28 protein-coding genes are annotated in these 25,259 nt (G+C 70.1%); 19 read left to right on the plus strand and 9 right to left on the minus strand.

Going from position 1 to position 25,259, the window contains the following annotated elements:
- Positions 1 to 139: 139 nt before the first annotated feature.
- The 4 genes from ACFYOH_RS00330 to ACFYOH_RS00345 all read right to left on the minus strand — a co-directional run bounded on the left by ACFYOH_RS00330 (position 140) and on the right by ACFYOH_RS00345 (position 2,290).
- Positions 140 to 343, minus strand: coding sequence for a hypothetical protein (locus ACFYOH_RS00330; protein ID WP_388619357.1), 204 nt, complete (start codon positions 341 to 343; stop codon positions 140 to 142).
- Positions 344 to 550: 207 nt separating this feature from the next.
- Positions 551 to 1,255, minus strand: coding sequence for a class I SAM-dependent methyltransferase (locus tag ACFYOH_RS00335; RefSeq protein WP_388619360.1), 705 nt, complete (start codon positions 1,253 to 1,255; stop codon positions 551 to 553).
- 34 nt (positions 1,256 to 1,289) lie between these two features.
- Positions 1,290 to 1,604 carry an AzlD domain-containing protein gene (locus tag ACFYOH_RS00340; RefSeq protein WP_388619362.1) on the minus strand — a complete coding sequence of 105 codons (315 nt, stop codon included), beginning with the start codon at positions 1,602 to 1,604 and terminating at the stop codon, positions 1,290 to 1,292.
- Complete coding sequence (locus tag ACFYOH_RS00345; RefSeq protein ID WP_388619365.1) at positions 1,601 to 2,290, minus strand: AzlC family ABC transporter permease; 690 nt, start codon at positions 2,288 to 2,290, stop codon at positions 1,601 to 1,603. The genes ACFYOH_RS00340 and ACFYOH_RS00345 overlap by 4 nt, the downstream gene beginning before the upstream one ends.
- 68 nt (positions 2,291 to 2,358) lie before the next feature.
- On the opposite strand from ACFYOH_RS00345, the gene ACFYOH_RS00350 reads away from it, so the two are divergent.
- On the plus strand, positions 2,359 to 2,934 hold the full coding sequence (locus ACFYOH_RS00350; protein WP_388619368.1) for a helix-turn-helix domain-containing protein: 576 nt from the start codon (positions 2,359 to 2,361) through the stop codon (positions 2,932 to 2,934).
- 134 nt (positions 2,935 to 3,068) lie between these two features.
- Here the strand turns inward: ACFYOH_RS00350 and ACFYOH_RS00355 are convergent, their stop codons facing one another.
- Positions 3,069 to 3,272, minus strand: a complete 204-nt coding sequence (locus ACFYOH_RS00355; RefSeq protein WP_004984723.1) for a cold-shock protein — start codon at positions 3,270 to 3,272, stop codon at positions 3,069 to 3,071.
- Positions 3,273 to 3,569: 297 nt separating this feature from the next.
- Between ACFYOH_RS00355 and ACFYOH_RS00360 the strand changes: the two genes are divergently transcribed.
- From ACFYOH_RS00360 to ACFYOH_RS00385, 6 genes are all read left to right on the plus strand, one after another.
- The gene (locus tag ACFYOH_RS00360; RefSeq protein ID WP_388619370.1) at positions 3,570 to 4,418 is read left to right on the plus strand and encodes a menaquinone biosynthetic enzyme MqnA/MqnD family protein; all 849 of its coding nucleotides are present in this window, start codon (positions 3,570 to 3,572) and stop codon (positions 4,416 to 4,418) included.
- 76 nt (positions 4,419 to 4,494) lie between these two features.
- Positions 4,495 to 6,318, plus strand: a complete 1,824-nt coding sequence (locus ACFYOH_RS00365; RefSeq protein WP_388619373.1) for a protein kinase — start codon at positions 4,495 to 4,497, stop codon at positions 6,316 to 6,318.
- A 34-nt stretch (positions 6,319 to 6,352) separates the two neighbouring features.
- Positions 6,353 to 7,093, plus strand: a complete 741-nt coding sequence (locus tag ACFYOH_RS00370) for a prepilin peptidase (protein WP_388619375.1) — start codon at positions 6,353 to 6,355, stop codon at positions 7,091 to 7,093.
- Between the two features lie 82 nt (positions 7,094 to 7,175).
- The gene (gene mqnC / locus ACFYOH_RS00375; protein WP_388619377.1) at positions 7,176 to 8,375 is read left to right on the plus strand and encodes a cyclic dehypoxanthinyl futalosine synthase; all 1,200 of its coding nucleotides are present in this window, start codon (positions 7,176 to 7,178) and stop codon (positions 8,373 to 8,375) included.
- Positions 8,376 to 8,391: 16 nt separating this feature from the next.
- Positions 8,392 to 8,991, plus strand: a complete 600-nt coding sequence (locus ACFYOH_RS00380; protein ID WP_388619378.1) for a hypothetical protein — start codon at positions 8,392 to 8,394, stop codon at positions 8,989 to 8,991.
- A 42-nt stretch (positions 8,992 to 9,033) separates the two neighbouring features.
- Positions 9,034 to 9,729 carry a demethylmenaquinone methyltransferase gene (locus ACFYOH_RS00385; RefSeq protein ID WP_388619381.1) on the plus strand — a complete coding sequence of 232 codons (696 nt, stop codon included), beginning with the start codon at positions 9,034 to 9,036 and terminating at the stop codon, positions 9,727 to 9,729.
- A 16-nt stretch (positions 9,730 to 9,745) separates the two neighbouring features.
- Here the strand turns inward: ACFYOH_RS00385 and ACFYOH_RS00390 are convergent, their stop codons facing one another.
- Positions 9,746 to 10,054: a PASTA domain-containing protein gene (locus ACFYOH_RS00390; protein ID WP_388619384.1), complete on the minus strand. Its 309-nt coding sequence runs from the start codon at positions 10,052 to 10,054 to the stop codon at positions 9,746 to 9,748.
- A 109-nt stretch (positions 10,055 to 10,163) separates the two neighbouring features.
- The gene (locus ACFYOH_RS00395) at positions 10,164 to 10,682 is read right to left on the minus strand and encodes a GNAT family N-acetyltransferase (protein ID WP_388619386.1); all 519 of its coding nucleotides are present in this window, start codon (positions 10,680 to 10,682) and stop codon (positions 10,164 to 10,166) included.
- 97 nt (positions 10,683 to 10,779) lie between these two features.
- Between ACFYOH_RS00395 and ACFYOH_RS00400 the strand changes: the two genes are divergently transcribed.
- Positions 10,780 to 12,072, plus strand: a complete 1,293-nt coding sequence (locus ACFYOH_RS00400; protein WP_388619389.1) for a geranylgeranyl reductase family protein — start codon at positions 10,780 to 10,782, stop codon at positions 12,070 to 12,072.
- Between the two features lie 4 nt (positions 12,073 to 12,076).
- Here ACFYOH_RS00400 and def read toward each other — a convergent pair whose 3' ends face one another.
- Both def and ACFYOH_RS00410 read right to left on the minus strand, forming a co-directional pair.
- Positions 12,077 to 12,706: a peptide deformylase gene (gene def, locus ACFYOH_RS00405; RefSeq protein WP_388619392.1), complete on the minus strand. Its 630-nt coding sequence runs from the start codon at positions 12,704 to 12,706 to the stop codon at positions 12,077 to 12,079.
- A 151-nt stretch (positions 12,707 to 12,857) separates the two neighbouring features.
- Entirely contained in the window at positions 12,858 to 13,661 is an 804-nt protein-coding gene (locus ACFYOH_RS00410) for a C40 family peptidase (protein ID WP_388619394.1), read from the minus strand.
- Between the two features lie 752 nt (positions 13,662 to 14,413).
- Between ACFYOH_RS00410 and ACFYOH_RS00415 the strand changes: the two genes are divergently transcribed.
- Genes ACFYOH_RS00415 through nuoK form a run of 11 tightly spaced genes read left to right on the plus strand, consistent with a single transcriptional unit; the run spans position 14,414 to position 25,252 of the window.
- Positions 14,414 to 14,773, plus strand: a complete 360-nt coding sequence (locus ACFYOH_RS00415; protein ID WP_003992243.1) for an NADH-quinone oxidoreductase subunit A — start codon at positions 14,414 to 14,416, stop codon at positions 14,771 to 14,773.
- A gap of 13 nt (positions 14,774 to 14,786) precedes the next feature.
- Entirely contained in the window at positions 14,787 to 15,341 is a 555-nt protein-coding gene (locus ACFYOH_RS00420; RefSeq protein WP_009190037.1) for an NADH-quinone oxidoreductase subunit B family protein, read from the plus strand.
- Complete coding sequence (locus ACFYOH_RS00425; RefSeq protein ID WP_388619397.1) at positions 15,338 to 16,108, plus strand: NADH-quinone oxidoreductase subunit C; 771 nt, start codon at positions 15,338 to 15,340, stop codon at positions 16,106 to 16,108. Before ACFYOH_RS00420 ends, ACFYOH_RS00425 begins: the two co-directional genes overlap by 4 nt.
- A complete protein-coding gene (locus tag ACFYOH_RS00430) occupies positions 16,105 to 17,427 on the plus strand; it encodes an NADH-quinone oxidoreductase subunit D (protein ID WP_388619400.1) in 1,323 nt (440 codons plus the stop codon). The genes ACFYOH_RS00425 and ACFYOH_RS00430 overlap by 4 nt, the downstream gene beginning before the upstream one ends.
- Positions 17,424 to 18,290, plus strand: a complete 867-nt coding sequence (gene nuoE / locus ACFYOH_RS00435) for an NADH-quinone oxidoreductase subunit NuoE (protein ID WP_388619403.1) — start codon at positions 17,424 to 17,426, stop codon at positions 18,288 to 18,290. Before ACFYOH_RS00430 ends, nuoE begins: the two co-directional genes overlap by 4 nt.
- Entirely contained in the window at positions 18,290 to 19,636 is a 1,347-nt protein-coding gene (nuoF, locus tag ACFYOH_RS00440; protein WP_388619406.1) for an NADH-quinone oxidoreductase subunit NuoF, read from the plus strand. The genes nuoE and nuoF overlap by 1 nt, the downstream gene beginning before the upstream one ends.
- On the plus strand, positions 19,633 to 22,161 hold the full coding sequence (locus ACFYOH_RS00445; protein WP_388619409.1) for an NADH-quinone oxidoreductase subunit G: 2,529 nt from the start codon (positions 19,633 to 19,635) through the stop codon (positions 22,159 to 22,161). The genes nuoF and ACFYOH_RS00445 overlap by 4 nt, the downstream gene beginning before the upstream one ends.
- Positions 22,158 to 23,522, plus strand: a complete 1,365-nt coding sequence (nuoH, locus tag ACFYOH_RS00450) for an NADH-quinone oxidoreductase subunit NuoH (RefSeq protein ID WP_388619412.1) — start codon at positions 22,158 to 22,160, stop codon at positions 23,520 to 23,522. The genes ACFYOH_RS00445 and nuoH overlap by 4 nt, the downstream gene beginning before the upstream one ends.
- Positions 23,515 to 24,117, plus strand: a complete 603-nt coding sequence (gene nuoI, locus ACFYOH_RS00455; protein ID WP_388619415.1) for an NADH-quinone oxidoreductase subunit NuoI — start codon at positions 23,515 to 23,517, stop codon at positions 24,115 to 24,117. Before nuoH ends, nuoI begins: the two co-directional genes overlap by 8 nt.
- The gene (locus ACFYOH_RS00460) at positions 24,114 to 24,956 is read left to right on the plus strand and encodes an NADH-quinone oxidoreductase subunit J (protein WP_388619418.1); all 843 of its coding nucleotides are present in this window, start codon (positions 24,114 to 24,116) and stop codon (positions 24,954 to 24,956) included. Before nuoI ends, ACFYOH_RS00460 begins: the two co-directional genes overlap by 4 nt.
- A complete protein-coding gene (gene nuoK / locus ACFYOH_RS00465; RefSeq protein WP_023547474.1) occupies positions 24,953 to 25,252 on the plus strand; it encodes an NADH-quinone oxidoreductase subunit NuoK in 300 nt (99 codons plus the stop codon). The genes ACFYOH_RS00460 and nuoK overlap by 4 nt, the downstream gene beginning before the upstream one ends.
- Positions 25,253 to 25,259: the final 7 nt, after the last annotated feature.

Here is a 25,259-nt window from a genome sequence, read left to right on the forward strand (position 1 = left end):
GCCGGTCGCCCGCCGGCGCGGGGGAGCCGCGGAGCAAGCCGCTGGGCCATGGGGAACGGCACCGGTGGGAGCGAGCCCGACCGGTGCCGTCGAGGTGGTGCGTGTGCCGGTGCTTGTACCTGGCCTGTGGGAGGCGTGGTCAGGCGATGCTCCGGGCCGGAGGGTGGTCGTCCGCCAGGGCCGGGCCGGTGTGCGCGGGGTGGCCGGACAGGTCGGAGGCGATGTGCGCCAGACCCTGCTCCACGCCGGCCGCCGGGACGGTGCAGATGGTGCCGAGCGCGAGGACCCCCGCGCCGGTGAGCGCGGCCAGAACCGTCTTCGTACGCAGTGCGATGGTGCGCATTGGTGTATCCCCCAGGAAGAGACGGACCGCAAGAGGCGGAACGGAGACGACGGATCGAAGGTGCGGAGGTGATCCGGTCGCCGGGTTGCTCCCCGACGACGCGACCGATGCTCTTCGGCGCCGATCCCCATGCCGTCCCCGCTGGTTCCCGGAGCGGGGCGGGCCACCGGTACTCCTGGTTTCAATCGCCTCTGTTTCAATCGCCTCTCAGGAGTCGGCAGGGGCGCCTGGATCACCGGAGTCTCCGGGGTCTCCGGGGCCGGGATCGCCGGGCTTCCGGGCGATCAGGAGGGCCTGGGGGACCGACTCCCCGATCCGCTCCTCCGGTTGGCGCACGGTGCTGGAGCCGAGCGCGAACCCGGCGTCCGCGAGCAGCTCGGCGATGCGCTCGGGGCGGCGCCGCTGGAAGTCCAGCGCGACGGGATGACCCATCGGCCGGTCGAGCCGAAGCGGCTCCTCGCCCACCTGGAAGGCGACCAGAAGACGTCCGCCGGGGCGCAGCACCCGGTAGAACTCGGCGAAAAGCACGGGAAGTTGATCGACCGGGGTGTGGATGCTGGAGTACCAGGAGACGACACCGGCGAGCGAGCCGTCCGCGAGGGCCAGATCCAGCATCGAGCCCTGTGCGAAACGCAGCCCGGGATTCTCGCGCCGGGCGACGGCCAGCATGGAGGAGGACAGGTCGAGCCCGAAGACATCGAGTCCGAGGGAGGCGAGGTACGAGGTGACGACGCCGGGCCCGCACCCGAGATCGGCCACGGCCCCGTCGCCGACCAGCTCGGCGAACCCGGCGAGCAACGCCCGGTCCAACGGCCGGTCCACGAGCTGGTTCCGGAAGCGCTCGGCGTAGTCCTCGGCGATGGCGTCGTAGAAAACACGGGTGGCGGCAAGAAACCCAGTGGTGTCGGTCACGCCCCGAAGCTAACGAACCGGGCGGCCGGGCGGCCTAGGCGACCCCGGCCAACCGCAGCAGCGCGGCCGCCGCAGCCGCCCCCACGACCACCACGACGAACGGCGCCCTGAACCACGCCAGTACACCCCCCACCAGCACCCCGGCCGCCCGAGCGAACCCGGCGAACCCCCCGTCCTCGGTCAACCCCCCTGTCGCCAGCAGGGCGACCAGCAACACCACCGCCCCGGCCGACGCCAGCTCCTGCACCCGCGCCGGTATCTCCACCCGCCCGTGCAGCACCGGCCCCACGAGCCGGAAGGCGTACGTCCCCACGGCCAGCGCGAGAACCACCACGACGCCGGCGTTCATACGGCGGCCGCCACGGGCTGCCTGCGATGCAGGAAGAGCCCGGCCAGAGCGAGCAGCACCGGTACCCCCGCAGGCACGGCGGGCGTGACCGCCAGCGCCACCGCGGCCCCGACCAGCGCGCACCGCCGTACCACCGCGTCCGCCCGCAGCTGAGGCAACACCAGCGCCACCAGAACCGCGGGGAACGCGGCATCGAGTCCGTACCGCGCGGTGTCCCCCAGCGCGCCCCCGGCGAGGGCGCCCGCCAGCACCCCGGTGTTCCACACGGCGAACAGCCCGAGCCCGGAGATCCAGAACGCCCTGCGCCGCCGTACCGGGCCGGACTGGGCGAGGGCGAAGGCGACCGTCTCGTCGGTGACCAGATGGGCGCCGAGGAGACGGCTCGCACGGCCGGTGCCGATGATGTCCGCGACCGCCAGGCTGAACGCGGCCGTACGGGTGTTGAGCAGCAGTCCCGTCGCCGCTGCGGCGACCGGCCCGCCCCCGGCGAGCAGTACGCCCACCGCGCTGAACTGGGCCGAGCCGGCGTACACCACAAGGGACATCAGCACCGGCACCCACACCGGGAGGCCGCCGGCCACGGAGACGGCGCCGAAGGAGACGCCGACGACGCCGCTGGCGAGCCAGACGAGCGAGCTGTCGCGCACCAGGGACATGTCATCGGAAGTTCGCTGTACCGAACGCATGTTTTCTACAATGGAACGCGGCGCATCTGTCCGTCAAGCCGAACGATCGTACCGATGGAGCGAACGACATGACCGAGCCGTCTCCCGGGACCCCCGCCCGGCTTCCGCTGGAGTGGATCGCCGCATCGCTCAAGCGCGAGCGCGCCCGCACCGGACTGTCCCTGTCCGAGCTGGCCAAACGCGCCGGAATCGCGAAGTCCACGCTGTCCCAGCTGGAGGCGGCGAGCGGTAACCCCAACGTGGAGACGCTCTGGGCGCTCGCGGTCGCGCTGGGGGTGCCGTTCAGCGCGCTGGTCGAGCCGCCCGCGCCGCAGGTCCAGGTGATCCGGGCCGGCGACGGCCCCGAGGTCGCCTCGGAGCAGGCGAACTACGTCGCCACCCTGCTGTCCGCGAGCCCTCCGGGGGCCCGGCGGGACATCTACCGCCTGCGCGCCGAGCCGGGCGCGGCCCGCATGTCGGAGCCGCACATCCCCGGCACGGTCGAGCATCTGATCGTCGGCTCCGGCCGGATGAAGGCGGGCCCCGCCGGACAGGAGGTCGAACTGGAGCCCGGCGATTACCTGACCTATCGGGGGGACGTGGCGCACTCGTACGAGGCGCTGGAACCGGGCACGACCTTCGTCCTCGTCATGCAGCACACCTAGAGAATTCGTACACAATTCATCGACGGCCGGGGAGGGGAAAGGCGGGGCGGGCGGAGGGCAAGGCAGGAGCCCCGTCGCCGGAACGGCGCGGGGCTCCTTGGGTACTGCTCTCAGGTTCTGCGATCAGGCAGTGATCAGACGGGGGTGACGTTCTCCGCCTGCGGGCCCTTCGGACCCTGCGTCACGTCGAAGCTCACCTGCTGGTTCTCCTCGAGGGAGCGGAAGCCGGTGGCGTTGATCGCGGAGTAGTGAACGAAGACGTCGGGGCCGCCGCCCTCCTGGGCGATGAAGCCAAAGCCCTTTTCGGCGTTGAACCACTTAACGGTTCCGGTAGCCATAAGCCCTCCTTGGGCTCAAAAGGGTTGCCCTGCTCCAGAACCTGCAAGTGTGAAACGGTGCTGCACAACTGCATACGTCTGAAAACGACTAGAGCCTGCGGTTACATGCTCCGCAGGCTCTGTACTGCAAGGGAAACCAAACTGCAACTTGCGGCAAGCCTAGCATCCGGGCAGCCGAAAGCAATAGGGGTCAAGATCACGTCACTCGGATGTTTGAACATCCACTCGGCCATTTGACGGCACGGCCACGGTGGGGTCGGTCCCGGCACCGTACAGCGCGGGGTCTAGTCTCGCGATGTGGACAATTCTCGCACCCGGCCGCGCGTCGGCCACATCCAGTTCCTGAACTGCCTGCCCCTGTACTGGGGGCTCGCGAGAACCGGCACTCTCCTCGACTTCGAGCTCACCAAGGACACCCCGGAGAAGCTCAGCGAGCAGATCGTGCGCGGCGATCTCGACATCGGCCCCATCACCCTGGTCGAGTTCCTGCGCAACGCCGACGACCTGGTCGCCTTCCCTGACATCGCCGTCGGCTGCGACGGCCCGGTGATGTCCTGCGTGATCGTCTCGCAGGTCCCGCTGGACCGCCTGCACGGCGCCCGGGTCGCGCTCGGCTCGACCTCCCGCACCTCGGTCCGCCTCGCCCAGCTCCTGCTCGCCGAGCGCTACGGCGTCCAGCCCGACTACTACACCTGCCCGCCCGACCTCAGCCTGATGATGCAGGAGGCCGAGGCCGCCGTCCTCATCGGCGACGCGGCACTGCGGGCGAATCTGCTCGACGGCCCCCGCTTCGGCCTCGAAGTGCACGACCTCGGCGCGCTCTGGAAGGAGTGGACCGGCCTGCCGTTCGTCTTCGCGGTCTGGGCGGCCCGCCGCGACTACGCCGACCGCGAGCCGGACATCACCCGCCAGGTCCACGAGGCCTTCCTCGCCTCCCGCAACCTCTCCCTGGAGGAGGTCGGCAAGGTCGCCGAACAGGCGGCCCGCTGGGAGGCCTTCGACGAGGCGACCCTGGCCCAGTACTTCACCACCCTCGACTTCAGCTTCGGCAGCCCCCAACTGGAGGCGGTCGCCGAGTTCGCCCGCCGCGTCGGCCCGACGACCGGCTTCCCGGCGGACGTGAAGGTGGGCCTGCTGCAGCGGTGAGGATGGCTCACTAGGCTGCTGCCCGGGAGACGTTCGGACCCGAGCCGTGAGGCAGCGGGGTTGGGGGGAGCGCGTCATGCAGCCGCTGGACATGGACGAGCCGGCCACCATCGGGCCCTACCGGCTGCTCGGCCGGCTCGGCTCCGGTGGCATGGGCCGGGTCTACCTCGGCCGCAGCGCGGGCGGCCGTACCGTCGCCGTGAAGATCGTGCACCCGCACTTCGCGCTGGACGAGGAGTTCCGCGCCCGCTTCCGGCGCGAGGTGGCGGCCGCCCGCCGGGTCGGCGGCGCCTGGACCGCACCCGTCCTGGACGCGGACCCGGACGCCCCGGTGCCCTGGGTCGCCACCGCGTACGCGGCCGGCCCGTCCCTCGCCGCGGCCGTCGCGGACACCGGCCCGCTGCCCGCGCACACCGTACGGGCCCTGGGCGCGGGCCTCGCCGAGGCGCTGACGGCCGTACACGAACTGGGGCTGGTGCACCGGGACGTGAAGCCCTCCAACGTCCTGCTGACCGTCGACGGCCCCTTGCTGATCGACTTCGGCATCGCGCGGGCCATGGACGGCACGGCGTCCCTGACGTCCACCGGTGTGTCGATCGGCTCCCCGGGCTACATGGCACCCGAGCAGATCCTCGGCAAGGGCGTGACGGGCGCCGCCGACGTCTTCTCCCTCGGCGCGGTCCTCGTCCACGCGGCCACCGGTGAACCGCCCTTCCGTGGCGACTCCTCGGCCGCGCTGCTCTACAAGGTCGTCCACGAGGAACCCGAACTCGGCTCGCTCGGCGGTGAGCTGGGCGAGGTGGCGGCGGCCTGCCTGACCAAGGACCCGGCCTCCCGGCCCACCCCCGCCGAGGTGAGCCACCGCCTCGCCCCCGAGGGCGCCGCCCGCCTGGTCACCGGCGGCTGGCTGCCGGGCCCCCTGGTGGAGCAGGTCAGCCGCAGCGCCGTACGCCTCCTGAACCTGGACACGGTGGAGACGGCACCCTCGGGCCCGGCGCCCTTCGACAGCCCGGCGGTGACGGGAACCTCGGTGCCGACGCCTGCTTCGGGTGCGGCACCGGCCTCTGCCGCCGTAGCTGTCCCTGCTCCTGCGGAGCTCGACTCGTTCACCGAAGCCGGGGCTTTCGGGCCCGCGCCGGTGATGAATTCCGGGGGTCCGGCCGCAGCGAACGGGGTTGGCGGGGTTCCCTCGGGAGCGCCGACCGGTGTCGGAGCGGTGCCGGGGCCGGCCACCGGCGTGGACGGGGCGGCCGCCGGAGCGCCGACCGTCGTGCCCGCGCCGCGGGACGCGGTGCCCCCAGGCCGGTTCTCCGTCAGCGTGGCGGCGGCCTCCGCGCCGGTCGAGGCCGGCCGTGGGCGTCGGCTGAGCTGCACGGTGGTGCTGGCCGTCGCCGGTGCGCTGGCCGCGGCGACCCTGGGCGTCGGCGTGCTGCTCCAGCCCTGGGCCCGGCAGGACGGGAGCGACAAGAGCGCGGGCAGCGGCCCCGCCCGCTCCCCGGCGCCGACCGATGCCTCCACCGGCGCCCCCGTCACAGGCTCCGGGCCCGGCGCGATCCCGGCCCGCTACCTCGGCACCTGGGAAGGACAGGCCACCGGCCTCGGCGGCAATCTGCCCGAGGGCACCTTCCGGCTCACCGTCCATCAGGCCGCCGTGGGACAGGAGTTGGGACGGCTCCGGCAGACCGACCAGATCGGCGGCGTGTGTACCGACGTCCTCACCCTGAAGAAGGTGACGAAGACCCAGGTCCTCGCGACCTCGACCGGCGCCAAGGACAACCCCGGCCACTGCGTGCCCACCCCGCACCAGGTCGAGTTGACTCCGGTCGGCGACGACCTGAGGTTCACCTCGGACAGTGCGGCCGAGGGCAACCCGGTGGCACGCCTGTCGAAGGCCGGATGAGCACGGTGCGTGCGACGGGGGTCGGGGGGACCGGATGAGCACAGGGGCGCTGGCGGCCGTCGCCGCGCTGTGGGGCGCGCTGGCGGGCGGGCTGCTGCCCCGCGCCGCCTACCGCTTCGCCGTACCGTCCGGTGAGCCCTGGCGGGACCGCTGCCCGGACGGCCACTTGCTCCGCGGCTGGCTCGGCCGGATCGCGTGCGGCGCCTGCGGGGCGGCGGCCCGCCGTACGGACCTACCCCCCGCCGCCCTCACCGCTTCCCTCGTCACCGCCCTGGCCTGCGCCGCTCTCGCCGTCGCGACCGGCACCCGGCCGGAGTTGGCGGTCTGGCTGCTGCTCGCGCCGGTCGGCGTGCTGCTGGCCGTGGTGGACTTCCGGGTGCAGCGGCTGCCCGACCCGCTGACCCTGCCCCTCGCCGCGGCCGCCCTCGCCCTGCTGGGCCTCGTCGCGCTGCTGCCCGAGCACGCCGGCCACTGGCTCACCGCGCTGTACGGCGCTCTGGCCCTCGGTGCCGGCTATTTCATGCTGTTTCTCATCAACCCGGCCGGCATGGGCTTCGGCGATGTGAAGCTGGCCGTCGGCATGGGTGCCGTACTCGGCTGGTACGGCTGGTCCACCGTGCTGCTCGGCGCCTTCGCCGGTTTTCTGTTCGGCGCGCTGTACGGCGGTGCTCTCGTCGCCGTGCGGCGGGCGGGCCGGAAGACCGCCATCCCTTTCGGGCCGTTCCTGCTGGCCGGGGCCTTCGCCGGGCTGCTGATCGGCGCGTACGCGGTCTGACGTCCGTGCGGTGAAAGCGCTGGCGTAGGCTGGTTCGGTCCGTCCACACCCCCCTTGACGAACCTGACGAAAGGGACGCCCGGTGACCGAGAAGGCCGACCTCCAGTCCGTGCTCGACCGAGCCGCAGCGGGCGGACGCATCACGCCCGAGGAGGCGCTCGACCTCTATCGAGACGCCCCCTTGCACGCGCTGGGCGCCGCCGCCGACGCCGTACGCCGCCGCAAGTACGCCGGCATCGAGCACATCGCGACGTACATCATCGAGCGGAACATCAACTACACGAACGTGTGCGTCACGGCGTGCAAGTTCTGCGCCTTCTACGCGGCCCCCAAGGACACGGAGAAGGGCTGGACCCGCGACCTCGACGACATCCTGCGCCGCTGCGCGGAGACGGTCGAGCTGGGCGGCACCCAGATCATGTTCCAGGGCGGCCACCACCCGGACTACGGCGTCGAGTACTACGAGAAGCACTTCCGGGCCATCAAGGAGGCCTTCCCGCAGTTGGTGATCCACTCGCTGGGCGCGTCCGAGGTCGAGCACATGGCCCGTATCTCCGGTGTGTCCGTCGAGGAGGCCATCACCCGGATCCACCAGGCGGGCCTCGACTCCTTCGCCGGCGCGGGCGCCGAACTGCTCCCCGAGCGCCCCCGCAAGGCCATCGCGCCCCTCAAGGAGTCCGGCGAGCGCTGGCTGGAGATCATGGAGACCGCGCACCGGCTGGGCGTGGAGTCCACCTCCACCATGCTGATGGGCACGGGTGAGACGAACGCCGAGCGCATCGAGCACCTGCGGATGATCCGGGACGTACAGGACCGTACGGGCGGCTTCCGCGCCTTCATCCCGTACACCTACCAGCCCGAGAACAACCACCTGAAGGGCCGCACCCAGGCCACCCTCTTCGAGTACCTGCGGATGATCGCGATCGCCCGCATCTTCCTCGACAACGTCCAGCACATCCAGGGCTCGTGGCTGACCACCGGCAAGGAGGTCGGCCAGCTGTCGCTGCACTACGGCGCGGACGACCTCGGCTCGATCATGCTGGAGGAGAACGTGGTCTCCTCGGCCGGCGCCAAGCACCGCTCCAACCGCCTGGAGATCATCGACCTGATCAGGAAGGCGGGGCGGGTGCCCGCGCAGCGCTCGACGACGTACGAGCACCTGGTCGTCCACGACGACCCGGCGAACGACCCCGTCGACGAGCGGGTGATGTCCCACATCTCCTCGACGGCGATCGAGGGCGGCACGGCCCACCCGGAACTGAAGCTGCTGGCGTCCAACTAGTCCAACCCGTCCCACTGTGCTGACACTTCACTTCGCCGAGCGGTCTCCCGAGGCGGCTGTTCTGGTCGACGGTGCGTCCGTCGCCGCCGTCGGCCCGTACGAGGAACTGGCCGCCGCCGCACCCCGGGCGAGGGTACGGCGCTGGCCCGGCATCCTCACCCCGGGGCTGCTGAACCCGTACGGCCCGGAGCTGCTGGAGACCACCTACCACCCCGACCCGCGCGAGGCCGACATCCTCGGCACCGAGCCCATCGGCGGGGCGCGGGCCAGGGAGATCTTCCGCGGCGATCCCGCACGCCTCGGTGCGAGCGCGCGACGCGGGGTACAGCGGATGCTGGCGCACGGCACCGTGGCGGTGGCCGGGGAGTTGCGGTCGCGGGCCGCGGTCGACGCGGTGCGCAGGGCCGGGCTCGCCGTGGGGCAGCGGCCCGACCGCCTTCCAGGGCCGCCGGCGCTGTCCCCGACCCCGCTGATCCTGCTGCCGCGGCTCGTCCCGGGCGGCCCTGCCCGCTTCGCCGTGTTCGACGTCGCGGACCGCGCCGAACTGGTCCGTCGCGGCGCCGGCACCTGCGTGGCGACCGTGATCGGCGGGCGGTTGGTGTACCGGCGTCGCTGAGCCGCGCGTGGCCGCGTGAACCCGGGCTGCAAGAATGGGCGGGTGACCCGCGCTTCCCTGAACAAGCAGCCGCACGAAGTCGCCTCGATGTTCGACGACGTGGCGGAACGGTACGACCTGACGAACGACGTCCTGTCGCTCGGGCAGGACCGGGTGTGGCGCAAGGAGGTGGCGAAGGCGGTCGACGCGCGCCCCGCGCAGAAGGTCCTCGACCTGGCCGCCGGTACGGCCACCTCCTCGCTGCCCTTCGCGCGCACGGGCGCGTACGTCGTCCCGTGCGACTTCTCGCTCGGGATGCTGCAGGTCGGCAAGAAGAAGCACACCTGGCTGCCGTTCACGGCCGGCGACGCGACGCGGCTGCCGTTCAAGGACGACACCTTCGACGCCGTGACGATCTCCTTCGGGCTGCGCAACGTCCAGGACACGGACGCGGCCCTGCGGGAGATGTACCGGGTGACCCGGCCCGGCGGACGGGTGGTGATCTGCGAGTTCTCGCACCCGACCTGGGCGCCCTTCCGGACCGTCTACACCGAGTACCTGATGCGGGCGCTGCCGCCGGTCGCGCGGGCGGTCTCCTCGAACCCGGACGCGTACGTCTACCTCGCCGAGTCCATCCGTGCCTGGCCCGACCAGCCCGCCCTCGCCGCACGGCTGCGCAAGGCGGGCTGGTCGAAGGTGGCCTGGCGCAACCTCACCGGCGGTGTGGTCGCGCTGCACCGCGGCTTCAAGGAGAGCTGAGGCCTTCTTCCGGGGCCTAGCGGTTGATCGTCTCGAAGGCGTCCCCCGGCTCACCGAGCTCGCGTTGCAGTCCGCCCCTGGGCGGCCGCGGGATGCGCGGCTCGCGCACGCCTCCGCCGCCCTCTCCCTCACCGAAGTCGAACCACACGTACACCATGGAGTCCCGGGGCACCTCGGCGCCGGGCTGCGGGTACTGGCGTACGACGTAGTCGACGACCGCGAGGTGGAAGTCCGGGCGGTCCGGCGCGTTGAGGAACAGGCCCTGTGCCTGGGCGGTTTCGCGCGCGTCCACGGCCATCAGCCCGACCAGCCGTGGCACACGCACTTCGGGTGTTTTGGGTGTTATGCGCACAGATGTCACCCCCAGCGGTACTGGAAGGGTAACTCTCGCGCGACGCGGCCGGAAGGAGCCGGTGTCTTTCTGTGACAGACGACTACTCTGTGTGCTCGACGTCCAGTCGGAAGCACAGGGCGTCTTCGTCCAGGCTGGGATGCGGATAGGTCTCCGCCGGGCGCATGCCGAGCCGCCGGGTCACCGCGATCGACCGCTTGTTGCCCGGCCGGACCATCGCCACCACCTCCTTGACCCCGGCCGCTCCCACCCGCCGCAGCGTCTCGCGCGCGGCCGCGGTGACGTACCCCTTGCCCCAGTGCGCGCGGCCCAGCCGCCAGCCGATCTCCATCTCGCCGACCGGGCCCCAGTCCGGCTGCCAGGGCTGCGCTCCCGTGAAGCCGATGACTTCTCCGGATTCGTCCAGCATGGTCCACAGGCAGAAGCCGAGTTCGGCGTCGTGCCGCCGCTGCCGCGCGGTGAGCTCCTCGTAGACCGACAGCGCGGCCGCTCTGCCGCCGTAGAACTCCATGACCTCGGGGTCGTCGAAGACCCGGTGCCAGGCGATCGCGTCCTCATGGGTGGGAACGCGCAGCCGTACCGCGGGGAGGGGTCGGTTCACAGGGCAGCCCTTCAGCCGGGTGATCAATTCTGCTGAATAGACTGCCCATGTCCAGTGCCGGTCGGCACACAGATTTCGAACTTGGGGAGATCCCGCCGTGACCGTCGAGACCGAGCCCCTCTCCGAGAACACCGCCGATGTGATCGTCGTGGGCGCGGGGCCCGCCGGCTCCACGACCGCGTACCACCTCGCCAAGGCCGGCCTCGACGTCCTGCTCCTGGAGAAGACCGAGTTCCCGCGCGAGAAGGTGTGCGGCGACGGCCTCACCCCGCGCGCGGTCAAGCAGCTCGTCGCCATGGGCATCGACATCTCCGAGGAGGCCGGCTGGCTGCGCAACAAGGGCCTGCGCATCATCGGCGGCGGCTCCCGCCTCCAGCTGGACTGGCCGGAACTCGCCTCCTACCCGAACTACGGACTCGTCCGCAAGCGCGACGACTTCGACGAGCAGCTCGCCCGCAACGCCCAGAAGGCGGGGGCGCGGCTGTACGAGCGCTGCAACGTCTCCGGCCCGGTCATCGACGACCGCACCGGCCGTATCACCGGCGTCACCGCCAAGCTGGGCGAGGAGAAGCTCGAGGTCACCTTCCACGCTCCGTTGGTGGTCGCGGCCGACGGCAACTCCACCCGCCTGTCCCTCGCGATGGGCCTGCACCGCCGCGAGGACCGCCCGATGGGCGTCGCGGTCCGGACGTACTTCGAGAGCCCTCGCCACGACGACGACTACCTGGAGTCCTGGCTGGAGCTGTGGGACCGCCGCGGCACCCAGGACCGGCTGCTGCCCGGCTACGGCTGGATCTTCGGCATGGGCGACGGCACGTCGAACGTCGGCCTCGGCGTCCTGAACACCTCCGCCTCCTTCAAGGAGCTGGACTGGCGCGAAATCCTCAAGGCCTGGTGCGCCTCCATGCCCGAGGACTGGGGCTACACCCCCGAGAACATGACCGGCCCGATCCGCGGCGCCGCCCTCCCCATGGCCTTCAACCGCCAGCCCCACTACACGCGCGGCCTGCTCCTCGTCGGTGACGCCGGCGGCCTGGTGAACCCCTTCAACGGCGAGGGCATCGCCTACGCCATGGAGTCCGGCCAGATCGCCGCCGACGTCATCGTCCAGGCCCACGCGCGGGCCACGCCCGCCCAGCGCGAGATCGCCCTGCAGCGCTACCCGCGCGTCCTCAAGGACACCTACGGCGGCTACTACACGCTCGGCCGCGCCTTCGTGAAGCTCATCGGCAACCCGAAGGTCATGCAGATCGCGGCCCAGCGCGGCCTCACCCACCCGATGCTGATGAAGTTCACCCTCAAGCTGCTGGCGAACCTCACCGACCCCACGGGCGGCGACGCCATGGACCGGATCATCAACGGCCTGAGCAAGGTGGCCCCGAAGGCGTGAGTCCCTACCGGGCCGGGCTCAGCTCCTCGGCCCTGGCGGCCCGGCGGGCGAACACCTCCTCCCGCCGGTCCGCCATCTGCCGCAGCGCGTCCCTTTTCTCCCGCTTGGAGAGCCGATCCAGGTAGATGTACCCGTTGGTGTGGTCGGTCTCGTGGATGAGGCAGCGCGCGAAGTACCCCGTGCCCTCGATGACCATCGGGTTGCCGTCCCTGTCCTGCCCGCGTACGACGGCCCGGTCCGGCCGCGGTACGGCCATCACGGCACCCGGAACCGACAGACAGCCCTCGCCCTCGTCCAGCAACCGTCGCCCGCTCGTGGGCGTTTCGAGCACCGGATTGACGATGTGCCCGACATGCCGGACTCCGTCGTCATCGGGGCAGTCGTACACGAACAGCCGCAGATCGACCCCTACCTGATTCGCGGCAAGTCCCGCCCCTTCGGCGACATACAGGGTGAGGAACATGTCGTCGACGAGTGCGGCGAGGTCGGGCCCGAACTCCGTGACGTCCCGGCACGGCTTGTGCAGGACCTCCTCGCCGACCTCGCTGATCCGGCGAACCGTGCCGCGCCCGGCCTCGGGCGCGTGGCGGGGGTAGTAGTCGGCGGGCCTTCCCTGTACGAACACGCGTGGCATGACGCGGTCTCCTTCGCTCATGGACGGACCGCCGGACGGCGGCCCGAACAGAGCTTGTCAGGACGGGGCCTCTGGCGCCCCGGGAACGACGCAAGGGCCGCTGCCCCCGAGCGGCTGCGGCCCTACGCGCGTTGGGAGACGTGCGGTGCGCTCAGAGCACCCGCACGGCGCCGGTCGGCGGGTCGTACGACAGCGGCTTCTCGACGATGCCGGTGGACGGGTTCTGCGCGCCGACGAACATACCGTCGCCGACGTACACCGCCACGTGGTACGCGCTGCCCGCGCTGCCCCAGTAGAGGATGTCGCCCGGCTGCAGGTTGCTCAGCGAGACCTGCGTGCCGGCGGTCGACTGGTCCTGGGAGACGCGCGGCAGGCTGACGCCGATCTGCTTGAAGGCGGCCTGCACCAGGCCGGAGCAGTCGTAGGCGCTCGGGCCGGAGGCGCCCAGGACGTAGGACTTGCCGATCTGCGCCTTCACGAAGGAGATGACGGACGCGGCTGAACCGGTCGCCGTGCTCGTGGAGGTGCTGCCGGTGTCCGTGGCGGCGAGCGTCGTGCGCGCCGCGCTGCGCGAGGCACGATCGGCGGCGGCCCTGCGGGCGGCCTCCTCGGCCTTCTTCTTGGCCTCGGCGGCCTTCTGCTTGGCCTCCGCGAGGTCCGCCTTGGCCTGCTTCGCGGCGTTTGCGGCGGCCGCGTCGCGCTCGGCCTGGAGCTGGTAGTTCGCGGCGGCCTGCTGGGTGGCGTCCGCGGACTTTGCGGCCTGGGCGGCCAGGTCGGCCGTCAGGGTGGGCAGTTCGAGGGTCTGCGTCACCGGCTCGGCCGCGTTCGCCGAGCCGGACGCCCCGGCGACTGCCAGGGTGCTGAGGACGCCACCGGCAACTCCGGCCCGCATCGCGAGGGTCGACGCGCTGCGGCGGGGCTTCCGGTGGCTGCGTATGTGAGCGGTGTGGGACATGGGAACAACCGGTATCAGGGGCTCCTTCATATCTTCAAGAAACGTGTGCTGCGCCACAGTTGCTCAATCGAGACCTGGAATCCCGGGCGTGTCGCTCTTTATTGACGCCGTAACGGACATTGTGGACGCCCGTGATCAAGGGCTTGATCACGGTCTTTGATCATTTCGCCCGAATTGCCCCGCGCTTACCACTTGTTGCGGTCATTGGCCAAGCCCGGTTCTCAGAGGCCTCTCATCGATGTGGTGGAGGTCACGGAACGGTCACCGGAAACGCGGCGTCCCGTGCGCGAGGAGCTCGTGAACGCGTGCACGCGCCGGATCCGCGTCCACATCGCACCCCGCACCTCACCCTGATGTGTGAACGCGCCCCTCTATCAGGCACCTGCGTCCAGCACCAATTTGCATGCAGCGGAACTCTCTTGATATTGAGACGCACCCTCCGGCCTGCGATGACGAGCGAGAATGTCACTTCTCGTGATCAACTGAACGCTTCGCGTATGAAGATCACTCATCATCCGACTTCATGATCCTTCGTCAGGTGGTGGAGATCACAAAGCTCGTGCAATACCCCGTGTCGCAGATCACAGAGTGGCGGGCATAAGATGCGTGGCAACTGGGCTTGTGACCTGCTTCACATGTTCTCGATCTTCGCCCGGGACGGCGGGGGCTCGTGAGGCCTGTGAGGCGGAAGGGAGCGCAGTGCACCAATGCAACCGCCAGCAGTCAGCGCCGACTGAGAGGAGCGAGGAGCGGTGAACGCGTATGCGCCCATCCTCGTACTGGGAGCCCTCGGGGCAGGCTTTGCGATCTTCTCCGTGGTCATGGCCACGCTGATCGGTCCGAAGCGGTACAACCGCGCCAAGCTCGAGGCCTACGAGTGCGGTATCGAGCCGACCCCCACGCCGGCCGGCGGCGGGCGCTTCCCCATCAAGTACTACCTGACGGCGATGCTCTTCATCGTCTTCGACATCGAGATCGTCTTCCTCTACCCCTGGGCCGTCACCTTCGACGCCCTGGGGATTTTCGGGCTCGTGGAGATGCTGCTCTTCGTGCTCACCGTCTTCGTCGCATACGCGTACGTATGGCGGCGCGGCGGCCTGGAATGGGACTGAGGGGCCTTAGGACATGGGACTCGAAGAAAAGCTGCCGAGCGGCTTCCTGCTGACCACCGTCGAGCAGGCCGCGGGCTGGGTGCGCAAGGCGTCCGTCTTCCCGGCCACCTTCGGCCTCGCCTGCTGCGCCATCGAGATGATGACCACCGGCGCCGGCCGGTACGACCTGGCGCGCTTCGGCATGGAGGTCTTCCGCGGCTCACCGCGCCAGGCCGACCTGATGATCGTCGCCGGCCGGGTCAGCCAGAAGATGGCGCCGGTGCTCCGGCAGGTCTACGACCAGATGCCCAACCCGAAATGGGTGATCTCCATGGGCGTCTGCGCCTCCTCGGGCGGCATGTTCAACAACTACGCGATCGTCCAGGGCGTCGACCACATCGTCCCGGTCGACATCTACCTGCCGGGCTGCCCGCCCCGCCCCGAGATGCTGATGGACGCGATCCTCAAGCTCCACCAGAAGATCCAGTCCACCAAGCTCGGCGTCAACGCCGAGGAGGCCGCCCGCGAGGCGGAGGAAGCGGCGCTCAAGGCCCTGCCCACGATCGAGATGAAGGGGCTGCTGCGGTGAGCGACGCGAACGGCAACGGCACGGGCGGCGTCAACGGGTCCGCGAACGGGGTGAACCCCGAGAAGGACCTCTCCGCCTCCAACCTCCCCGGCCAGCGCGGCCAGGGTGGCGAGGAGATCCGCGTCCAGCGCGGCATGTTCGGCGCCAACAACGGCGGCGACACCTCCGGCTACGGCGGCCTGGTCCGCTCGGTCCGACTCCCGGGACCGGCGAGTCGCCCCTACGGCGGCTGGTTCGACGAGGTCGCCGACGAGCTGGAGGGCGCCCTGGAGGAACAGGGACTCCTCCCGGACAACGCCATCGAGAAGACGGTCGTCGACCGCGGCGAGCTCACCTTCCACGTCGAACGCGAGCACCTGCTCCGCGTCGCCCGCACCCTGCGCGACGACCCGGCCCTGCGCTTCGAACTGTGCACCGGAGTCAGCGGCGTCCACTACCCGCAGGACAAGGGCCGCGAGCTGCACGCCGTCTACCACCTGCGCTCGATCACCCACAACCGGCTGATCCGCCTCGAAGTCAGCGCCCCCGACGCCGACCCGCGCATCCCGTCCCTCGTCTCCGTCTATCCGACGAACGACTGGCACGAGCGCGAGACCTACGACTTCTTCGGCATCGTCTTCGACGGTCACCCGGCCCTGACGCGGATCATGATGCCGGACGACTGGCAGGGCCACCCGCAGCGCAAGGACTACCCCCTCGGCGGCATCCCCGTCGAGTACAAGGGCGCCCAGATCCCGGCTCCGGACCAGCGGAGGTCGTACTCGTGAGCACTTCCCAGGCTTCCCCTCGCGAGACCACCGAGGGCACCGTATACACGGTCACCGGTGGCGACTGGGACGAGGTCGTCCAGTCCGCGACCCGCGCCGACGACGAACGCATCGTCGTCAACATGGGTCCCCAGCACCCCTCCACCCACGGAGTGCTCCGCCTGATCCTGGAGATCGAGGGCGAGACGGTCACCGAGGCCCGCTGCGGCATCGGCTATCTGCACACCGGCATCGAGAAGAACCTCGAGTACCGCACGTGGACGCAGGGCACCACCTTCGTCACGCGCATGGACTACCTGACGTCCTTCTTCAACGAGACCGCCTACTGCCTCGCCGTCGAGAAACTCCTCGGCATCGAGGACGACATCACCGAGCGCGCCAAGATCATCCGGGTGCTCCTTATGGAGCTGAACCGGATGTCCTCCCACCTGGTGTGCATCGCCACCGGCGGCATGGAGCTCGGCGCCACCACGATCATGATCTACGGCTTCCGTGATCGTGAAATGATTCTCGACCTCTACGAGCTCATCACGGGCCTTCGGATGAACCACGCGTACATCCGCCCCGGCGGACTCGCCCAGGACCTGCCCCCCGGCGCGGTGGACCAGATCCGCGAGTTCGTGAAGAAGATGAAGAAGAACCTCCCGGAGTACGACAAGCTCGCCACCGGGAACCCCATCTTCAAGGCCCGCATGCAGGACATCGGCTACCTCGACCTGGCCGGCTGCATGGCCCTCGGCGCCACCGGCCCGATCCTGCGCTCCACCGGCCTGCCGCACGACCTGCGCAAGGCGCAGCCGTACTGCGACTACGAGACGTACGACTTCGAGATCCCGACGGCCGACAGCTGCGACGCCTACGGCCGCTTCCTGGTCCGCCTGGAGGAGATGCGCCAGTCGCTCAGGATCGTCGAGCAGTGCCTGGACCGGCTCCAGCCCGGCCCGGTCATGGTCGCCGACAAGAAGATCGCCTGGCCCGCCCAGCTCGCCCTCGGACCGGACGGACTCGGCAACTCCCTCGACCACATCAAGAAGATCATGGGCACCTCCATGGAGGCCCTGATCCACCACTTCAAGCTCGTCACCGAGGGCTTCCGCGTCCCGCCGGGACAGGCGTACGCGGCCGTCGAGTCCCCCAAGGGCGAACTCGGCGTGCACGCCGTCTCCGACGGCGGCACCCGCCCCTACCGGGTCCACTTCCGCGATCCGTCCTTCACCAACCTGCAGGCCATGGCGGCGATGTGCGAAGGCGGCCAGGTCGCCGACGTCATCGTCGCCGTCGCGTCCATCGACCCCGTGATGGGAGGCGTCGACCGGTGACCACCTCTTCTTCGGAGCGGGGCGTCAGCCTGGGCATGCCCGAACTGCCCGCGCCCGCCTACCCGGACGACGTCCGGGCCCGGCTGGAGGCGGACGCGCGCGAGGTCATCGCGCGCTACCCGGACTCCCGGTCCGCCCTGCTCCCCCTGCTCCACCTCGTGCAGTCGGAGGAGGGCCATGTCACGCGCACCGGAATGCAGTTCTGCGCGGACATGCTGAACCTGACGACGGCCGAGGTCACCGCCGTCGCCACCTTCTACACCATGTACCGGCGCAAGCCCTCCGGTGACTACCAGGTGGGCGTCTGCACCAACACGCTGTGCGCGGTGATGGGCGGGGACGCGATCTTCGAGACCCTCCAGGAGCACCTGGGCGTCGGCAACGGCGAGACCACCGACGACGGCAAGGTCACCCTGGAGCACATCGAGTGCAACGCGGCCTGCGACTTCGCGCCGGTCGTGATGGTCAACTGGGAGTTCTTCGACAACCAGACGCCGGGCAGCGCCAAGCGCCTGGTCGACGATCTGCGCGCGGGACGGCCCGTACAGCCCACGCGCGGGGCGCGGCTGTGCACGTTCAAGGAGACCGCGCGGATCCTCGCCGGCTTCCCCGACGAGCGGCCCGGGGCCGTCGAGGAGGGCGGCGGTGCGGGACCCGCGTCGCTGGTGGGCCTTCGCCTGGCAAGGGGAGAGGCCGCACCCGCGCGCGTGGTCCATCCGCGCGGAGGTCCGCATGAGGAACCGCAGGACAGGGTGCACGAGCCGTCACCGGCCGAACACCTCAGTTCCCATGACACGCCGCTGGAGACATCGGCCTCCGACTCCGCGCACCCCGCAGGGCCTACCGCCGAGGAGGGGGAGTGATGACCGTGGTACCCGAGGTCAAGGACACGAGCCCCGAGAAGCTGCTCGCACCCGTGCTGTCGGCCTTCTGGGACGAGGACCGGTCCTGGACTCTGGACGTCTACCGGAGGCACGAGGGGTACGAGGGGCTCCGCAAGGCGCTCGCCATGTCACCGGACGACCTGATCGCCTACGTCAAGGACTCCGGTCTGCGCGGCCGCGGCGGCGCGGGGTTCCCGACCGGAATGAAGTGGCAGTTCATTCCGCAGGGTGATGGAAAACCGCACTATCTAGTTGTCAACGCCGACGAATCGGAGCCCGGGACCTGCAAGGACATCCCGCTCCTCTTCGCGAACCCGCATAGCCTCATCGAGGGCATTGTGATCGCGTGTTATGCCATCAGGTCGTCGCATGCCTTCATCTATCTGCGTGGTGAAGTCGTCCCCGTTCTGCGGCGGTTGCACGAGGCCGTGCGCGAGGCCTACGCGGCGGGCTACCTCGGCGAGAACATCCTGGGCAGCGGGCTGGACCTGAAGCTCACCGTGCACGCGGGCGCCGGCGCGTACATCTGCGGTGAGGAGACCGCACTGCTGGACTCGCTCGAAGGCCGCCGTGGTCAACCGCGGCTCCGTCCCCCCTTCCCTGCGGTGGAAGGCCTCTACGCCTGTCCGACTGTTGTGAACAACGTCGAGTCGATCGCGTCGGTTCCCGCGATCCTGAAAAACGGCAAAGACTGGTTCAGGTCGATGGGCAGCGAGAAGTCCCCGGGCTTCACGCTCTACTCGCTCAGCGGCCATGTCGCGAGCCCCGGCCAGTACGAGGCTCCGCTCGGCGTCACGCTGCGCCAGCTCCTCGACATGAGCGGCGGCATGCGGCCGGGCCACCGCCTGAAGTTCTGGACGCCGGGCGGCTCCTCGACGCCGATGTTCACCGACGAGCACCTCGACGTCCCCCTCGACTACGAGGGCGTCGGCGCCGCGGGCTCGATGCTGGGCACCAAGGCGCTGCAGTGCTTCGACGAGACGACCTGCGTGGTGCGGGCGGTGACCCGCTGGACCGAGTTCTACGCCCACGAGTCCTGCGGCAAGTGCACGCCCTGCCGCGAAGGGACGTACTGGCTGGTGCAGTTGCTGCGGGACATCGAGGCCGGCAAGGGCGTCATGGCCGACCTCGACAAACTCAACGACATCGCCGACAACATCAACGGCAAGTCCTTCTGCGCCCTCGGTGATGGCGCCGCGTCCCCGATCTTCTCCTCGCTGAAGTACTTCCGCGAGGAGTACGAGCAGCACATCACGGGCCGGGGCTGCCCCTTCGACCCGGCCAAGTCGACGGCCTGGGCGGACCGCCCGGAGGTGAACGCATGACCGTACAGCAGGCCAGTAGCGGCTCCGCCGCGGGCCGGCGCCCCACGGGTGGGGGAGAGGCGGCGGTCCCGCCGCAAGACCTCGTCACGCTGACGATCGACGGCATCGAGATCAGCGTGCCCAAGGGCACCCTGGTCATCCGGGCCGCCGAGCAGCTCGGCATCGAGATCCCCCGGTTCTGCGACCACCCCCTGCTCGACCCCGCCGGCGCCTGCCGTCAGTGCATCGTCGAGGTCGAGGGCCAGCGCAAGCCGATGGCGTCCTGCACCATCACCTGCACCGACGGCATGGTGGTGAGGACCCAGCTGACCTCGCCGGTCGCCGAGAAGGCCCAGCACGGTGTGATGGAGCTGCTGCTCATCAACCACCCGCTGGACTGCCCGGTCTGCGACAAGGGTGGCGAGTGCCCGCTGCAGAACCAGGCCATGTCGCACGGCAACGCCGAGTCCCGCTTCGAAGGCAAGAAGCGCACCTACGAAAAGCCCGTACCGATCTCCACGCAGGTGCTGCTCGACCGCGAGCGGTGCGTGCTTTGCGCCCGCTGCACCCGCTTCTCCAACCAGATCGCGGGCGACCCGATGATCGAGCTGATCGAGCGGGGCGCGCTGCAGCAGGTCGGCACCGGCGAGGGTGCCCCCTTCGAGTCGTACTTCTCCGGCAACACCATCCAGATCTGCCCGGTCGGCGCGCTCACCTCGGCGGCCTACCGTTTCCGCTCCCGCCCCTTCGACCTCGTTTCCTCGCCGTCGGTGTGCGAGCACTGCTCCGGCGGCTGCGCCATCCGCACCGACCACCGGCGCGGCAAGGTCATGCGGCGGCTCGCCGAGAACGACCCCGAGGTCAACGAGGAGTGGATCTGCGACAAGGGACGCTTCGCGTTCCGGTACGCGCAGGCGAAGGACCGCCTCGACACCCCGCTCGTCCGCAACGCCGACGGCGTTCTGGAGCCCGCGTCCTGGCCGGAAGCCCTGGAGGCGGCCGCGCGGGGCCTGACCGCCGCACGCTCCCGGGCCGGCGTCCTCATCGGCGGCCGGCTGACCGTCGAGGACGCCTACGCGTACAGCAAGTTCGCGCGCGTGGCGCTCGACACGAACGACATCGACTTCCGCGCGCGCGTGCACAGCGGCGAGGAGGCCGACTTCCTGGCCGCCCGGGTGGCAGGCCGCGGCCGTGACCTCGACGGTACGGGCGTCACGTACACCTCCCTGGAGCAGGCGCCCGCGGTCCTGCTGGCCGGCTTCGAGTCGGAGGAGGAGGCCCCCGGCGTCTTCCTGCGGCTGCGCAAGGCTTGGCGGAGGCGCAAGCAGAAGGTGTTCGCGCTGGCCACACACGCCACCCGGGGCCTTGAGAAGGCGGGCGGCACCCTGCTGCCGGCCGCGCCCGGCACCGAGACCGAGTGGCTGGACGCCCTCGCGAGCGGCGTCGGCCTGGAGGAGCCCGGCACCCGCGCCGCCGAGGCCCTGCGCACCGAGGGTGCGGTCATCGTCGTCGGTGAGCGGCTCGCCTCGGTCGCCGGCGGCCTGACCGCCGCCGTACGCGCCGCCGCCGCGACCGGCGCCCAGCTGGTGTGGATCCCGCGCCGGGCCGGTGAGCGCGGGGCCGTCGAGGCGGGCGCGCTGCCGTCGCTGCTGCCGGGCGGCCGCCCCGCGACCGACCCACGCGCGCGTGAGGAGGTCGCCGCCGTCTGGGGGCTCGCCGAACTCCCGCTGCGCTACGGCCGCGACACGCACCACATCGTCGAGGCCGCCGCCACCGGCGAACTGTCGGCGCTCGTCGTCGCCGGGGTGGAGGTCGCCGACCTGCCCGACCCGGCACGCGCGCGCGAGGCACTCGACAGCGTCGGCTTCCTGGTGTCGTTGGAGCTGCGGCCCAGCGAGGTCACCGGGCACGCCGACGTCGTCCTGCCGGTCGCCGCGGTCGCCGAGAAGGCGGGCACCTTCCTCAACTGGGAAGGCAGGGTGCGCTTCTTCGACGCCGCTCTCAAGCCCGACCAGATGACCCGCCGCCTGGCACCGACCGACGCGCGCGTGCTGCAGATGCTGGCCGACGCCATGGACGTCCACCTGGGCCTGCCGGATCTGCGCACCACACGTGCGGAGATCGACCGGCTCGGCCCCTGGGACGGCCCGCGCGCCTCGGACCCACAGGAGTCCGCGGGCGCGCTGCCCCGCCCGGCCGCCGGCGAGGCCGTACTCGCCGGGCACCGGCTGCTGCTCGACCAGGGCGTCCTCCAGGAGGGCGACGAGGCGCTCGCCGGAACACGGCACGCCGCCCACGCGCGCGTGTCGGCGGCGACGGCGGCCGAGGTGGACGTCAAGGAAGGCGACGTCCTCGCGGTCACCGGCCCCTGCGGCACCGTCGAACTGCCGCTGCGGATCACCGAGATGCCCGACCGGGTGGTCTGGCTTCCGCTGAACTCCGTCGGCACGGGCGTCGCCTCCGACACCGGGGCACGGCCCGGCTCACTCGTCCGCATCGGCCCGGCGGCATCCGCCGAACCGGACCCCAAGGAGGTGGAGGCATGAGCCCGTACCTCGCAGCTGAAGACCTCTCGATGTTCGGCCGCGACCCGTGGTGGCTGGTCGTCATCAAGGCCGTGTTCTGCTTCGCCTTCCTGATGGTGACCGTACTGTTCTCCATCGTCTGGGAGCGCAAGGTCGTCGCCTGGATGCAGCTGCGCATCGGCCCGAACCGGCACGGCCCCTGGGGCATGCTCCAGTCGCTCGCCGACGGTGTGAAGCTGATGCTCAAGGAAGACATCATCGTCAAGCGCGCCGACAAGGTGGTCTACGTCCTGGCGCCGATCGTCGCGGCCATCCCGGCTTTCATGGCGATCGCGGTGATTCCCTTCGGCCCCGCCGACAACGAGATCTCGATCTTCGGCACGCGCACCGCCATGCAGCTCACCGACCTGCCGATCGCGATGCTTTACATCCTCGCGATCGCCTCCGTCGGCATCTACGGCATCGTGCTGGCGGGTTGGAGTTCCGGATCCACTTATCCGCTCCTGGGCGGCCTGCGCTCCTGCGCGCAGATGATCTCCTACGAGATCGCCATGGGCGCCGCGTTCGCTTCCGTGTTCCTGTACTCGGGGTCGATGTCGACGTCCACGATCGTGGCCCAGCAGCACGACCGCTGGTACATCCTGCTGCTGCCGGTCTCGTTCATCCTCTACATCGTCACGATGGTCGGCGAGACCAACCGCGCCCCCTTCGACATGCCGGAGTCCGAGGGCGACCTGGTCGGCGGCTTCAACACCGAGTACTCGTCCATCAAGTTCGCGATGTTCATGCTCGCCGAATACGTGAACATGGTGACGGTCTCGGCCGTGTCGACCACGCTGTTCCTCGGCGGCTGGCGCGCCCCCTGGCCGATCAGCTCGATCTGGCAGGGCGCGAACCACGGCTGGTGGCCGCTGCTCTGGTTCGTGATCAAGGTCCAGCTGCTGCTGTTCTTCTTCATCTGGCTGCGCGGCACGCTCCCTCGTGTCCGCTACGACCAGCTGATGAAGCTCGGTTGGAAGGTCCTCATCCCCGTCTCCGTGACCTGGCTGATGCTGGTGGCGACCGTACGGGCCCTGCGCAACGAGCACTACGACTTCGCCGACATCGCCCTCTACGTGGGTGGCGGAGTCCTCGCCCTGCTGCTCATCTCCTTCGTCGCCGACGTGTTCCGGGAGAAGGCCAAGGCTGCCGAGCAGCCCGCCACGGAGCAGGCCGGATTCGACGCGCTGGCGGGCGGTTTCCCCGTACCACCGCTGCCCGGACAGGAGTTGCCGCCGGTGCCGAGGCGCCGCCCGCGCCACGAGCGGGAGCTGATTGTCAGTGGCGGGTCGGACACTGTCAGTGACGGATCTTCGGATGGAAAGGAGGCGTCCGATGGCTGAGGAGCCCAAGGAGACCAAGCCCGGTTTCCAGAACCCCGTGGCCGGCTTCGGCGTGACCTTCAAGGCCATGTTCAAGAAGCGGCTGACCGAGCAGTACCCGGAGCAGAAGAAGACCACGGCTCCGCGGTTCCACGGACGGCACCAGCTCAACCGCCATCCGGACGGCCTGGAGAAGTGCGTCGGCTGCGAGCTGTGCGCCTGGGCCTGCCCCGCCGACGCCATCTATGTGGAGGGCGCCGACAACACCGACGAGGAACGCTACTCGCCGGGCGAGCGGTACGGCCGCGTCTACCAGATCAACTACGCCCGCTGCATCCTGTGCGGCCTGTGCATCGAGGCGTGCCCCACGCGCGCGCTGACGATGACCAACGAGTTCGAACTGGCCGACTCCAGCCGCGCCAACCTCATCTACACCAAGGAACAGCTCCTTGCCGGCCTTGAGGAGGGCATGGTCGACACGCCGCACGCGATCTTCCCGGGGACTGACGAACAGGACTACTACCGGGGCCTGGTGACGCAGGCCGCGCCGGGCACGGTCCGCCAGGTCGCCGTCTCCAACGGCGAGCGGCCGGAAGACCAGGAGGTGGACGCATGAGCCAGCAGCTCGCCGCCTACACCACCTCCACCGGTGAGGCCTTCCAGTTCTGGGTCCTCGGCACCGTCGCGGTGATCGGCGCCCTGTGCACCGTCTTCATGAAGAAGGCCGTGCACAGTGCGCTCAGCCTCGCCGGAACCATGATCGTCCTGGCGGTGTTCTACCTCGCCAACGGCGCCTACTTCCTGGGCATCGTGCAGATCGTCGTCTACACCGGCGCGATCATGATGCTGTTCCTGTTCGTGGTGATGCTCGTCGGCGTCACGGCCGCGGACTCGCTGAAGGAGACCATCAAGGGCCAGCGCTGGCTGGCCCTTCTGTGCGGGGCCGGCTTCGGCATCCTGCTGCTCGCCGGCATCGGGAACGCCTCCCTGAAGGATTTCGCCGGCACCGGCCAGGCGAACGCGAACGGCAATGTGGAGGGCCTCGCCTCCCTCATCTTCACCAAGTACGTCTTCGCCTTCGAAATCACCGGCGCCCTGCTCATCACCGCCGCCGTCGGCGCCATGGTGCTCACCCACCGCGAGCGCACCGAGCGCGCCAAGACCCAGCGCGAGCTGTCCGAACAGCGCGTCCGCGAGGGCACGTACGTCCCGCCGCTGCCCGCCCCCGGTGTCTACGCCCGGCACAACGCCGTCGACATCGCGGGCCTGCTCCCCGACGGCACCCCGTCCGAGCTGACCGTCAGCAAGACGCTGCGCGAGCGCGGACAGATCCGTGACGTGTCGGCGGAGGCACTCAACGACCTGCGGGCGCTGGAGCAGCGCGCGCAGGAACGCCTGGAGCGCACGTCGATCGAACCGGCGACGTTCAAGCGGCCCGAGGAGGCGTCGAAGTGAATCCGGTCAATTACCTGTACCTCGCCGCCCTGTTGTTCACGATCGGGGCGACCGGCGTACTGATCCGACGCAACGCCATCGTGGTCTTCATGTGCATCGAGCTGATGCTGAACGCCTGCAACCTCGCGTTCGTCACCTTCTCCCGGATGCACGGCAACCTCGACGGCCAGATCATCGCCTTCTTCACGATGGTCGTCGCCGCCGCGGAGGTCGTGGTGGGCCTCGCGATCATCGTGTCGCTGTTCCGCACCCGCCACTCGGCCTCGGTCGACGACGCCAGCCTGATGAAGCTGTAAGGGGTCG

Source organism: Streptomyces sp. NPDC007856 (genome assembly GCF_042868225.1).
Taxonomy (GTDB): Bacteria; Actinomycetota; Actinomycetes; order Streptomycetales; family Streptomycetaceae; genus Streptomyces.